The sequence below is a fragment of the Microbacterium oxydans genome, from assembly GCF_000956405.1.
GTDB classification, from domain to species: domain Bacteria; phylum Actinomycetota; class Actinomycetes; order Actinomycetales; family Microbacteriaceae; genus Microbacterium; species Microbacterium oxydans_C.
In genome coordinates, this window is record NZ_JYIV01000027.1 from 270153 (window position 1) to 283090 (window position 12938).

The 12938-nt window shown below is 68.3% G+C and carries 8 protein-coding genes; 1 reads left to right on the forward strand and 7 read right to left on the reverse strand.

Features of this window, described 5'->3' with window-relative positions:
* Positions 1 to 191: 191 nt before the first annotated feature.
* The 7 genes from RN51_RS12060 to RN51_RS12090 form a co-directional block, all read right to left on the reverse strand.
* Positions 192 to 1544: a polysaccharide biosynthesis tyrosine autokinase gene (locus RN51_RS12060; protein WP_045264273.1), complete on the reverse strand. Its 1353-nt coding sequence runs from the start codon at positions 1542 to 1544 to the stop codon at positions 192 to 194.
* Between the two features lie 53 nt (positions 1545 to 1597).
* Entirely contained in the window at positions 1598 to 2908 is a 1311-nt protein-coding gene (locus tag RN51_RS12065) for a hypothetical protein (RefSeq protein WP_052674700.1), read from the reverse strand.
* An 11-nt stretch (positions 2909 to 2919) separates the two neighbouring features.
* Positions 2920 to 7635, reverse strand: coding sequence for a PKD domain-containing protein (locus RN51_RS12070; protein ID WP_045264274.1), 4716 nt, complete (start codon positions 7633 to 7635; stop codon positions 2920 to 2922).
* 83 nt (positions 7636 to 7718) lie between these two features.
* Positions 7719 to 8252, reverse strand: a complete 534-nt coding sequence (locus RN51_RS12075) for a DUF4352 domain-containing protein (protein WP_045264275.1) — start codon at positions 8250 to 8252, stop codon at positions 7719 to 7721.
* Positions 8253 to 8451: 199 nt separating this feature from the next.
* On the reverse strand, positions 8452 to 9069 hold the full coding sequence (locus RN51_RS12080; RefSeq protein WP_052674701.1) for a hypothetical protein: 618 nt from the start codon (positions 9067 to 9069) through the stop codon (positions 8452 to 8454).
* Entirely contained in the window at positions 9066 to 9785 is a 720-nt protein-coding gene (locus tag RN51_RS12085) for a CDP-alcohol phosphatidyltransferase family protein (protein WP_045264276.1), read from the reverse strand. Before RN51_RS12085 ends, RN51_RS12080 begins: the two co-directional genes overlap by 4 nt.
* A complete protein-coding gene (locus RN51_RS12090) occupies positions 9776 to 10729 on the reverse strand; it encodes a glycosyltransferase family 2 protein (RefSeq protein ID WP_231579289.1) in 954 nt (317 codons plus the stop codon). Before RN51_RS12090 ends, RN51_RS12085 begins: the two co-directional genes overlap by 10 nt.
* A gap of 192 nt (positions 10730 to 10921) precedes the next feature.
* Between RN51_RS12090 and RN51_RS18730 the strand changes: the two genes are divergently transcribed.
* Positions 10922 to 12919, forward strand: a complete 1998-nt coding sequence (locus RN51_RS18730) for a glycosyltransferase (protein ID WP_231579290.1) — start codon at positions 10922 to 10924, stop codon at positions 12917 to 12919.
* Positions 12920 to 12938: the final 19 nt, after the last annotated feature.

The following is a 12938-nucleotide window of genomic DNA, read 5'->3' on the forward strand; positions in this document are numbered from 1 at the left end:
GTCACCGTCTTCTGGGGCAGATTCATGATCACCCCGCAGCTCCGCCGCAGTTTCAACCCCGGGCAGCAAAGTGCGAGTCCCCCTCGCAACCCATGAAGAATACCCCGGCCATCCCGGCGAAGACAAACGGAAACCGCGGTTCACCGATATACTCCGCTGCATCCGCGAAGCGAGGAGCCGACGGTGACGCGTCAGTCGCTGTAGTACTCGCTGCGGTGGTGATCCGGCCGCGCACGGTTCAGAACGGTGCCGAGGATGCGCGCGCCGCCCGACTCCAGAGACTTGATGCTCTTGGCGAGCGCTGCTCGTCGGGTCTTCGTCGCATCGACCACGAGGATCACGCCGTCGGTCTGGGTGGCGAAGAGGTTGGCGTCTGCCACGCTGAGGATCGGCGGGGAATCGATCACCACGTAGTCGTACTCCGCCGCGGCGAAGTCGAGCAGCTGCGCCATGCGCGCCGACGTCAGCAGCTCCGCGGGGTTCGGCGGGATGGTGCCTGCGGGAAGGATGTCGAGCGTGCTGTCGGCGACGCTGTGCTTGGCGACCTCGAACTCGACCTCGTCCAGCAGCACGCTGGTCAGACCGATCGAGCCGTCGATTCCCGCGTGCTCGTGAGCCCGCGGGCGCCGCATGTCCGCATCGATCAGCAGCACCGAGTTCCGGAGACCAGCGAGCGTCATGGCCAGGTTGACCGAGATCGTCGACTTGCCCTCCGCCGGCATGCCCGACGTCACCAGCAGCACCTTCACCCGCGACGAGACGTTGGCGTAGGCGAGAGCGGAACGGATACGACGGAACTCCTCCGACGTGTGTCCGAGCGGCTCCTGCGCGACGGCGATGCCGCGCATGGCCAGCAGAGGGGACTTCGAGACGACGCCGAGAACCGGGTCGCCCCCCGCCTCTGCCAGCGTCTCCTCGTTGCGCATGCGAGTGTCGAGCACCCCGACGAGCACAGCGATGGCGAGGCCGAGGACGCCCCCGAGGAAGCCTCCGAGAAGGGCATCACGCGGCTTGCTCGGCGTGAACTGGAACTCCGGCACGACCGCGTCATCGATGACCTGCGCCGTGATCGTCGATTCACCCTGCGGGTCCTTGGGGGCCACATCCTTGACCACGATGATGAGCTGGTCCGCCACCGCATCAGCCAGCTCGGCCGCCGCCTTCGGGTCGTCTGTGATCCCCGTGATCCGCAGCGTCACCGTGCTCTGGGGGATCGTGACCTCGATGTCCCTGGCGAGCGCACGCGGGGTCGTGTCGAGCCCCAGCTCCTCGATGACGGGGTCGAGCACCCGCGAGCTGGTCGCAAGCTGCGCGAACGACAGCATCTGGCTCTGCGTGTACACCGAGCCCTGGTTGAGGTCAGAGGCGCTGGTCCCCTGGTTCAGGGCGAAGTACAGTGAGGTCGTCGCCTGGAACAGCGGGGTCTGCAGCGACGCATACCCGAAGGATCCGGCAGCCCCGATGACGCCGCAGAGCACGATCATCCACCAGAACTTGCGCAACGAGCTGGCGATCACGCGCAGACTGACCCGGCTCTCGCCCATGACTCCCCATTCCCCCTGAGACTTCGATTCTAGAGGTGTTCGATCCTCTGACCTCATGATTGCGCAGGGGGCTTCCCGACGACCCGGTTCTGCCGAACGGGTTCGAGCGCGTCGTGCCGCGCTTCTCCGCGCATCTGCCGCCCCCGACCGATCACGTCCGCGTCGCGCGCCCACGTGATAGCGAGGCCCACGCAGAACCAGAGGAACATGCTGTATTGCGTGATCAATGCGACCACCACGAGACTCGGCAGCTGCCCGACGACGGCGATCGACGCAGGGCTCCTGGTCGAACGTCGCACGGTCATGATCGCGGCGCAGACCAGGGCGGCCATGATCAGCAGCGTGGGGACGTATCCGTACCGGAGCAGGGTGAGGACGAGGGCGTTGTCGACGGAGCGCGCGAAATAGCCCAGGTAGTAGTCCCCCGAGACAAGCGTGTGCCAGTCGCCCGGGTTGCCGAAGAGCTGCACCTGCTGGAGGAGCACCAGGAGATCGGTTCGATAGTCCGCGCTGCCGCCCGCCTCGTCACCCGCAGCCCCGAAGACGGAGTCGATGATCGGGATGGCGATCGCGGTGCCGATGACTCCGGCCGTGACGACGGCGACCCGGAACCGCGTGGACACCCCGACGATGAGGAAGGTGGACAGCACCAGCGTGAGCACGAGGGTGAGCTGTCCGGCACGGCTGAACGTGAGCACCGTCGCCACCGCGACGATCACCACGCCGCCGATCTTCGGGAGCAGTCGCCACTTGGTCGCCACGATGAACGCCGATGACATCGCCAGCGCCGCGCCCAGGGCGATCGAGTGACCGAACGCGCCCTCGACCCTCAGTACCCCGCCACGTTCCTGGAGAGGGCTCCAGGTGTCGTAGACGACGCCTGACCCGGGGATCAGGACGAAGGGATTGAACGAGGTGACGAACTCGATGATGCCGAGGACGGCCGCGACGACCGCGACGACCGCGATCGTCGATGTGACCCATTCCGGCGCGACCCTGGCGAGCACGACGCGGCCCCAGAGATAGGGGATGACCCACTCGAGCAGGGCGGCGACGAGCGACGGGAGATCCACCGTGCCGAAGCCGTACAGCCCGATGATCACGATGATGAAAGCCACGACCCACGCATCTGCGGCGCGAAGAGGGACGACCGACCAGTTGACGATGATCATCAGGGCGGTCAGCAGAGTGATCGCGGCCCAATAGAAACCCACGTTGACGCCGACCCACAGCGGGACGAAGAAGAGGGCGCAGGCCCAGACCACGAAAGCCGTGCGTGGCAGCAGCCGGAGCACGAACACGACGATGGCCACTGCTGCGATTCCTCCGACGGCGAGGAGCGCGATCGGAACAGCAGTGGCCATGCGTCAGGATCTTACTGGGGCGCGGTGACGCGGAACGAATCGAACGAGACGTTCAGCGGCGCCGTCGAGCTGCCCGACCGGTTGCCGCTGAGACCGACGGAACCCGCGGCCAACGGACTCGCGTCCGTCGCGTTGATCTGCCAGTTCGCAGGCTCGGTCGTTCCGGTCGCCCAGAGCTTCGCCGAGATGGCGGTGGATGCCGACCCGGTCACGGAGACCTTGAGGCTGTACGACGTGTTCGCCGCCCACACGAGACCGGGTACGGCCTGCGTCAACAGCACCGTGCCCTCGCGGTGGACCACGAGCCACACGGTTCCGTCAGGACGGAGCCACGCACGGGCGAAGTACTTCCCCGCGGCCGTCTGCCTCGCGACCACGCCGACGTAGGCGCCGCCGGCGGCAGGGGCCTGGTCGACACGGAACTGGGTCTCCAGGATCGCGTCGCCGATGGACGTGGAGTTGAGGGTGGCGTGGCGGGTGTCGCCGGCGATCAGATTCAGCTTGCCCTGGCCATCGGCGACGGTCGCCGATGCCTGCGAACCACCTGCGATCGTCCACGCACCGCCCGTGACGGCGGTGCCCCAGCCGGGGCCGGCCGTCCGGTCGAACTCGTCGCTCGCCAGCGCGGCCGGGTTCGGCTGCGGCTGCGGGTCGACCGGCGGCGCCGTGACCGTGACCTGCTGCGTCGCGGTGTGGGTGGCCCCCTTGTCGTCCGTCACCGTGAGGGTCACCGTGTAGGTTCCCGCCGCGGTGTAGGCCCGCGAGGCGGTGGCTCCCGTCCCCGTCGATCCGTCGCCGAAGTTCCAGGCATAGGACGCGATCGTCCCGTCCGAGTCGGTCGACGCCCCGCCGTTGACGTTCACCGTCAGCCCTGTCGTCGTGGCCGTGAAGGCCGCGGTCGGCGGGACGTTCGGCTGCGGCTGCGGTTCCGGCTGGGGCTCCGGCTGTGGCTGCGGTGCCGGCGCGCCGAGGTTCTTCAGCGTGAAGTCGTCGAAGCTCGCCAGGTTGGTGCCGGTCGCACTGCCTGCCCGATAGGAGAAGACCGTCGGCGCTCCGGCGACCTGCAGCGCCGGCGTGGCGTCGGTCGTGGAGAGCTGCCAGTTGGCGGGTTCCGCAGCTCCGGCCGCCCACAGCTTCGCGCGGATGGTCGTCGTCCCGGAACCCGTCGTCTCCATGGCGAGGTTGAACGTGCTTCCCGCGGTCCACGTGAGACCGGCGACTGCGGTGCTGGCGATCGCTGTTCCGTTGCGGTGGATCACGAGCCACGTGGTCCCGTCCGCCCGGTGCCAGGCGAGTGCGCGGTACCCGTTGGAACCGGAGCGACGTGCACCGAGTCCTTCGTACGCCACACCCGTCGACGGGCCGGAGGCCAGCGAGTAGGTGATCCGTGCGGAGGTGTCGAGCAGAGACGTTCCCTGCAGCAGCATCTCGCGCGTCTCACCCGGTGTGAGGTTCACCTTGCCGACGCCGTCTCCGACGGAGGTGACGGCGGCCGAACCGCTCATCGGCGCCCAGGTGCCCCCGACATCGGCTGCACCCCACCCGCTCGACACGACACGACCGAAGGAGTCGGACGCGGCGAACACCTGCGCCTGGACGGTCACCGACTTGGTGACGCTGGCCGTTCCACCGAGGCTGTCGGTCACCGTGAGAGTGATGTCGTGCGCACCCGGCTGGGCGTAGGTGTGACCTGCGGTCGCACCGCTGCCCGCGGCCGTGCCGTCACCCCAGTTCCAGGAGTACGACAGCGTCGCGCCGTCGGAAGCACTCGAGCCGGCGGCCGAGACGTCGACGTTCATCCCCGACGCCGTCGAGGTGAAGGTCGCGACCGGGTTCGCGTGGGTCGTGATCGACTCGCGCGTGGTCGTCGCCGTGCCACCGCGGTTGTCGGTGACCGTCAGCGTGACCGTGCGCGTGCCCGCAGAGGCGTACACGTGGCTGGCGACCTGGCCGGAGGACGTCGAGCCGTCGCCCCAGTTCCAGTCGTAGGAGGCGATCGTGCCGTCCGAGTCGGTCGATGCCGAAGCATCGGCCGAGACCGAGAGACCTGCGCCGGTGAGCACGAAGGACGCGGTCGGAAGGACGTTGGCCGCCTGCACCGTGACGGGGTTCTCCGTCGTGGTGGCCAGGCCGTTGCTGTCGGTCACCGTGAGCTTGACGGTGTAGGTGCCCGCCGCCGTGTAGGTGTGCGACACCGTCTTGCCCGTGGCGGACGCGGAGTCATCACCGAAGTCCCAGCGGTAGCCCGTGATCGTTGCCGAGCCGGTCGGCGCGGACGTACCGGCGTCGAACGCCACCGCGAGGTCCGTCGGCGTCGAGGTGAAGGCTGCGGTCGGCGGCTGGAAGCCCTTGCCGATGCCGTAGTGGGTCTGCACCTGTGCGGCGGTCAGCGCGTAGGGGTACACCGCGACCTCGTCGAGCGCTCCCTTGAAGTTGCTCGAGCTCGGTGCGGAGGGCCAGCTGTTGAGGTTGTCTCCGCCGACTCGCCAGTACCCGACGTAGTTCTCGGCGGTGGTCGCGCCGGCCGCGGACGAGACGAGCACGCCGTCGATGTACAGCTTCATGCCGTCAGCGCTCTGCGTGGCCACCGCGTGGTGCCAGGCGTTGTTGTTCAGCGCAGTGGTGTTCTGGATCGTCTGCGTGCTGCCGTTGTAGGTACCGAACACCAGACGCCCGTTGTTCGTCATGTAGAGATGACGGTCGTAGCTGGTGGAGTCACCCGAGGCCGCGGAGCCGTAGCCGAGCAGCTTGCCGCCGGTGGTCGTGTTGGTCTTGAACCACACCTCGGTGGAGAACTCCGCCGCTGCGGCGATCTTGTCGGTCGACGACACTCGGCCGGTGGAGGTTCCGTTGAAGGTCGACGCACCGGTCGCGGTGTTCTCCACGCCCGAAGCCGAGGAGGTCACGCCCGAGCCGAACACGGGAGGGTTCGCGCCCGCCCAGTCCTGCGGCGCGGTGCCCAACGGGTAGTAGAGCTGCGGGTTGTCGGCAGAGACGGCGTTGGTGTAGCTCGAGACCGTTCCCGATGCGACCGTGACGCTCATGGCCTGGCTGCTGACGGTGTTGCCCGCGCTGTCCTTGGCGACGACCGTGTACTCCTGCTGCGATCCCGGTGCCGCCGTCTTGTCCTCGAGGGTGACGGCGGGTCGGTTCCACCAGGTGCCGTTGGCCGTGGTGGTGGCGACGGGGGTGGCCGTGCCGGTACGACGGAGCTCGTACGTGAGCGTCAGGTCATCGCGGTCCCAGTTGGCTGCGATCGAGACCCGGACGCGACCGGGGATGAACGACTGCGCCGTGCCCGTCCAGTTCGCTCCCGCCAGACGGGGACCGTCCTTGGCCCCGCCAGGAGGGTTCGTCGAGAAGCGCACGAGTCCCTCGAAGCGGCCGTTGTTCACCGACCGGAACTCACCGCCGATCGAGATCATGTTCCCTGCGCCGGTGATCGAGAGGCCGGCCTGGCCCAGTCCCGTCGTCACGCCGACGGCCCAGTCGGGCGTCCAGGCGTAGGGTGACGGTGCAGGAGTGCCCGCCCAGTTCTTGTATGTGCCTCCGGCTGCGGGCTGGTTGCCCAGCGATCCGCGAGCATCGGCCGTGTACGCCTCCGAGTAGCGGTGGGTGCGCGGGTTCTGCTCCGGGTGCAGACTCATCGTGCCGCACGCGTGGGTGTGGCTGGTCGTGTAGACGACCTTGCCCGTGGAGTACACGCCGTAGTGGTCGCCGAGGCAGTCGGCGATCCAGCGGACCTGGCCCGTCCCGGCTTCTGCCGCGAAGGTCCCCTCCAGGTTTCCCGTGGCGGCGTCGGCGTAGACCCAGCCCGTGCCGTACACGGCCTTGTCGTCGGCGGCGAGGCCGAAGATGCCTGCCTTGCCGGAGTTCGAGCCCGTGTTCGAGCCGTTCTTGACCGTCTGCGGGAGCGCCCAGGACGTGTCGACCGCGCCCGTCGTCTTATCCAGCGCCACGGTTCCGCGCATCGTCAGGTCGCCGTTGACCTGCGAGAAGCGCCCTGCGGCGATGACGTTCTGCCCCGCGGGGTCCATGACCATCGCGTCGACCTGGAGGTCGGTCTGCGGCGCCCAGCTCAGCAGGGCTCCGTTGGCGGCGTTGAAGCCGGCGAGGTTCTTGCGGGCGGTGCCGTTGCCCTGCGTGAACAGTCCGCCCACGTAGACGCTGGTCCCGGATGTCGCCAGGGCGTAGACGCCGCTGCCACCGATCGACGGATTGAAGCCGGCGACCAGCTGACCGGTCACGGCGTCGAGGGCCGCGAAGTTCCAGCGCGCCTGGCCATTGACCGAGTTGAAGGAACCGCCGATGTAGATGCGGCTGCCGTCCGGTGACGCGGCGACGGCCTTGATCACGCCGTTGACCTGGGGCGCGAACGACAGCAGCTGGCCCGTGTTGATGTCATAGGCGAGCACGTTGGAGCGCGCAGTCAAGCTGGTCCCCGGCGTCGCGAGCGGAGCCCTGGCGTTGTCGAACTTGCCCACCGCGTACACGGTCGACCCGATCATCGTCTGGGCCCAGACGTAGCCGTTGTCGATCTGCACCGTCGGGATCGGGTCGGAGGTGACGACGTTGTCGTCGCGCTGCAGCAGAGGCGGAGGAGTCGACGGGACATCTGCCGACGCCGCCTGCGCTCCCAATGTCGTCATGCCTGCGACGAGCAATGCTGCCGTCACGACAGACGCGAGAGCGCTCAGCGCCCGCCTCGTGGTCGTTGTGTTCCCCATAGTGACTCCCCAGCCGCCAGTTTTCTTCTTCGAAAATGTTTAGTGCAATGAAAAACGAAAGTGTGCGAGTACGTTCGTGCGCGTCAGGACAGCTGGCCGGCGAAGGTCGCCACCGGCTCTCCTGCGGCGTAGTTGACACTGATCTTCACCGAGCGTCCCTGCGTCGGATCGAGCATGAAGACGTAGGTCCCGGTGGTCTTCGCACCCGCGGCGACCTCACCCTGCAGGGGCTCGTTCGGACCAGCGGTGGTGGAGACCCCGATGTCGCCGTCGTCGGTGACGAGGCTGACGACCGCGGAGTCGACGCTCTGGGCGCGCTTCGAGTCGTTGGCCACGGTCAGCGTGACGACGACCGCCGAACCGGCGTACTCGCCGGGCGTCTCGGGCTTGATCGTCGTGGTCGAGATCTTGTCGATGCTGACGACCATGTCGGTGGAGAGGGAGATCGGCGCGTCGAGCGCCCCGTTCTCCTCGGTGAGCGCCGGGCCCTCTGTCGGGCCCTGGGCCTCGGTGTCGGCCGGCGGCGTCCAGTCGGTGGTGCTGGTGCCTTCCGGCGCCGGAGACTCCGATGCGCTCGGTGCGGCGGTACAACCGGCCGTCACGAGAGCCAACGCCACCAAGGGCGCGACGAAGATCGCGCGTCGTGAGCGCGAAGTGCCGTCCCCAGAACGGCATGATGAAACTTTGAACACTGCAGCTCCCCAGAACCCAGATTCCCCAATCCCGAAGCCCCCTCGGCTTCAGGTCCCCTTCAACCGCGCGGAACGCGGCGTCGGCTAATCCTAGTGCGAGGTCTGGAAAACCACAAGTGTCCGGTCAGGATGAGTGTCGGCGGTGCCCCCCGAGCTGCGCGAGGATGGTCGCGACGGAGGCCTCGACCTCGCTGATCGTCTCCAGATGACCGCGACTGCCGTGGCGATCGGCGATGCTCGTCGGATCGACCGCAGTGCGCCCTCGGAGCCGCTGACGCAGGCGTGCCCCGACGCCCCCTGGCGGTGTCAGCGGGACGGCACGAGAACGTCCACGATCGAGATGCGCGACGTACTCCACCACCCGATCGGCGGCAGAGGAGGAGAAGCCTTCGCCGAGATGGGCGGCTTCCTTGATCGTGAACATCCAGTCACGCGAGCGCGGTGCCATCCGCACCAGTTCGCCGCGGATGTCGCGCGATGCCGTCAGCACGATGCTCGCCTGCTCGATCTGCTCGATCGTCACCGGCTGCGCTCGATGCTCCTGCGCCCAGGTCTGCCATTCCTCGTCCTCATGGACTGAGGCCACCGCCGAGCAGATCGGGTCGCCGGCGTTCGCCCGCACACCGGCACTGCTGACAGTGATGGGGGAATCCGCGCCGAGCCCGCGACGCAGAGCCAGCTCGGCCAACGGTGAACGGCACACGTTCGCCGCGCACACCACCAGGATCTTCTCGTCCGTCATGCGGAAGCACCGAGCCTTCCGATCTCACGGAACCACTTCACCGCGGCGAGCGCGAGGAACAGGACGGCGGCGACGCACAGAGCGCCGTAGCCGACGAGGAATGCCGGCGTCCACCCCCACAGCACGAACACGAGGCACACCAGCCCGAAGTCCGTCGGGAGCAGGATGAGCGAACGCAGCAGCGTGCCGCCGCCCCGCTCGTGGGTCGACGCCACCGCGTGCTTGCCCTTGAGCAGATCGTTCAGAAGCATCCCCGAGAAGGTCGTCGTGGCGACGATGCTGAACACGATCGGGATCAGCAGGAGAAGCGGCGTCTCCGGCAGCACCCGGTAGAGACCGATCAGCACCGCGAGGTGCAGCGAGGCGATCTTGAGCGTGTCGATGAAGTGGTCGAGCCACTCGCCCTGGGGGCTTCCTCCTCCGCGCAGGCGTGCCACCTGACCATCGGCGGAGTCCCAGGCGTAGCCGAGCACCAGCAGCAGAGCGATCAGGAGGCCCATGGGCACGTTCACCGGCCCGAACGCGATGAGGCCGATCGCGATGAAGGAGTGCACCGCGCTGATGATCGACACCTGGTTCGGTGTGAGACCGATCCGATACGCGACAGCGGCGAGGACACGACCGATGCGCCGATTGACGTACACCGAGTAGGCGGGCGCCCCACGGGCATGCCCCTTCTGTGCACGCGCGAGACGGTGATAGGCGTCTACGACCATTTCCTGCCCTTCTGGACCGAGGTGTGCGTCCGCGCGATCCGCCGGGCATCGCGCACACCGCGAAGATAGGCCCGGATCGGAGCGGCCGACTGGATCAGCTGTCGACGGCCACCGCGGAGGATGACCTCCCTGGCCGTGCGCGGGATGGATCTGCGCCAGCGCTGCACCGCCTCGTCGTCGAGATGGCGCACGGCGTAGAGCATCCGGTTGCGGATGTTGTAGTAGTAGTAGCCCTCGGACTTGGCGCGTGAGGCCTCGGGCTCCGCGCGCTGCGTGCCTCCCTCGTCGTGCACGGCCCTGGCGTCCTCGACGAGGGCCAGCGAGCCGCCGGCGGACACGACACGACGCGAGAAGTCGACGTCCTCCCAGTAGAGGAAGTAGTCGTCGTCGAAACCGGCGGCGAGCTCCCAGACCTCGCGCGTGATCCACAGGCAGGCCCCGCTCAACCACGGCTCGAACGGCTGGGTGTCCTGGGCGTCGCGCTTGCGGCGCGCGCGCATCGTGCCGTCGGCGAGCAGGAGATCGATTCCGGCGAACCAGGTCTTGCCGTCCGAGTCTGTGATGATCGGGGAGGCCAGGGTCGTGCGGTCTGCCTGGGTGACCGCGGCAAGTCGCTCCAGCGAGGCGCGATCGATGTGGGCGTCCGGATTGATCACGAGCACGTCGGTGGCCCCCTCGGCGAGCGCGCGCGCCACGCCTGTGTTGACACCACCGCCGAAGCCCGAGTTGTGCTCCGGTTCGATCAGGAGCCAGCCCTGCGCGTCGGCGACCTCTCTGGCGGCGCGCCGCTCGTCGGCGGTCGACCAGTTGTCGACGACGATCACGAGCGCATGCGGGTCGACCGCGCGCGCTTCGCGCTCCACCGTCACCAGGTTGCGCTCGAGCAGCCGCGCCGAGGCGTAGTTGACCACGACCACGGCAAGCCGTCCGTGCTCGATTGACACGCGATCCTCCCCCCGGATCCGGCTCGCGGATCGCCTCGGGTCGCCGGTCGAATTCCCCAGAGTCGCGACCGACGTCGACTCCCAGGTGAACGACTATACGCGAGAGCCCGCTCGACGAGCGGTATCAGGGGTTCGCGATACGATGAGCCGGCGTCGGAGTCGAGGCGCGATACTGCCATGGGGATGGGGCGTATGACCAGGGGACCGGAATCGGACGACATGATCAGGGTGACGATCGGCGTACCCACCTACCGGAGGCCGGAGCTGCTGCACGCGCTGCTGCGCACTCTGCCCACGCGCATCGCCGAGTGCTCCGACCTCGGCGTCACGGTCGACGTGCTGGTGGTCGACAACGACCCTGCCGGCTCCGCTCGAGAGGTCGCCGTCGGTGCGAGCCTCCCTGTCCGCTACGTCGTCGAGTCCGAGCCGGGGATCGTCGCCGCTCGCAACCGCCTCCTCGACGAGTGCGCCGAGAGCGACCTGCTCGCCTTCATCGACGACGACGAGGTGCCCCGAGAAGGATGGCTCTCCTCCCTCATCGAGGTGTGGCGCGACCACGGTGCCGATGCCGTGATGGGTCGGGTGATCTCCGTCTTCGATGAGGACGTCGACCCGTGGCTGCTCGCATCCGGCACCTTCCGACGACCGCCAAGGGAGACCGGCACCGTGCTGCAGGTGGCCGCCGCCGGCAACCTGCTGCTCGACCTCCGCTCCATCCGGCGGCTCGGGCTGCGTTTCGACCCCTCGCTCGGACTGGGTGGCGGCGAGGACACGCTCTTCTCCCGACAGCTCGCCCGTCGGGGTGGGCTGATCGTCTGGTGCAACGAGTCCGAGACGGAAGACCTCGTCGTCGCCGCGCGCCTCAGCCGCGCCTGGGCGGCACAACGCGCGTTCAGCTCGGCGAACGCGGGAACCCGCATCCAGCTCCAGCTCACCGAGGGGAAGATCCGCCGGGGCGTGCTGCGGCTGCGGGCACTGGTGGGCGGCGTGGCCCGGATCGTCGTCGGCGCCCTGCGGCGCGCGTTCGGCGCCCTCACCTCGAACATCACCCATCACGCCAGAGGAACCCGCCTCATGCACCGCGGGCGCGGCACGATCGCCGCCTCCTTCGGACGCCGCTACGACGAATACCGACGCCCTTCGGAGGATGACACGACCATGACCGATCCCGGATCCACCATCCGCGTGATGCAGTCGCTGGGGGCTCCCCGTCCGACGACGAATCCGTACAACAAGATGCTCGATGAAGCGCTGGGCTCGACCGAGGGCCTCACGCGTCTGCGGTTCTCGTGGGGCACGGCACTGTTCGGACGCTACGACGCCTTCCACTGGCACTGGCCGGAGGCCAAGCTGCACGGATCCACCTGGTGGAAGTCCACGGGCAAGTATCTCCTCACCGCCGCGCTCGTCTTCCGTCACCGTCTGTCGCGTCGGATCGCCGTCGTGCGTACAGTGCACAACATCGAGCTGCCGGACGACAACGCGCCGCGCCTGTGGCTGCTGCGCTTCATCGACCGCCACACCGACTACCGGATCGTCATCAACGAGACCACGCCACTCGCGCCCGGCACTCCGCACAGCCTGATCCTCCACGGGGACTACCGCGGCTGGTACGCGAAGTTCCCCGCGGCGGAGAAGGTGCGCGGCCAGCTCGGCTCCTTCGGCGGGATCCGCCGATACAAGGGACTCGAGGGGTTCATCGACGCCTACCGGGAAGCGGTCGCGGTGGAGCCGGAGCTGAGCCTGCGGATCGGTGGACGCCCGTCCACCCCCGAGCTCGGCGACGACCTTCGTGCGCGCACGGCGGACCTCCCCGGCGTGAACCTGCACCTCGATTTCCTGAGCGACGCCGAGCTGGTCCAGCTCGCGACGTCTTCCGACCTCATCGTGCTGGCCTACCGCTTCATGCACAACTCGGGCAGCGTGCTCGCCGCCCTGTCGATGGACCGACCGGTGCTCGTCCCCCGCAACGAGGCGAATGAGGCCCTCGGGCGGGAGGTCGGACAGGAGTGGGTGCTCATGTACGACGGGGACCTCGACGCCCCGACCGTCGTGGAGGCGTGGCGGGCGGCGACCACACTGACCGGTTCGCCCGACCTCTCCCGACGCGACTGGGCCGACGCGGGGCGCGCACATGCCGATGCGTTCCGTGCGGCCGTGCGAGTGAAGCGACGGGGCGCGAAGCACTAGCGCACGGCAGCGTCCCGAG

What these genes read in the sequence shown, in the direction of transcription:
- RN51_RS12060 (WP_045264273.1), bottom strand. Translation starts at nt 1,544, where the DNA reads ATGGGCGAGAGCCGGGTCAGTCTGCGCGTGATCGCCAGCTCGTTGCGC.
- RN51_RS12065 (WP_052674700.1), bottom strand. Translation starts at nt 2,908, where the DNA reads ATGGCCACTGCTGTTCCGATCGCGCTCCTCGCCGTCGGAGGAATCGCA.
- RN51_RS12070 (WP_045264274.1), bottom strand. Translation starts at nt 7,635, where the DNA reads ATGGGGAACACAACGACCACGAGGCGGGCGCTGAGCGCTCTCGCGTCT.
- RN51_RS12080 (WP_052674701.1), bottom strand. Translation starts at nt 9,069, where the DNA reads ATGACGGACGAGAAGATCCTGGTGGTGTGCGCGGCGAACGTGTGCCGT.
- RN51_RS12085 (WP_045264276.1), bottom strand. Translation starts at nt 9,785, where the DNA reads ATGGTCGTAGACGCCTATCACCGTCTCGCGCGTGCACAGAAGGGGCAT.
- RN51_RS18730 (WP_231579290.1), top strand. Translation starts at nt 10,922, where the DNA reads ATGACCAGGGGACCGGAATCGGACGACATGATCAGGGTGACGATCGGC.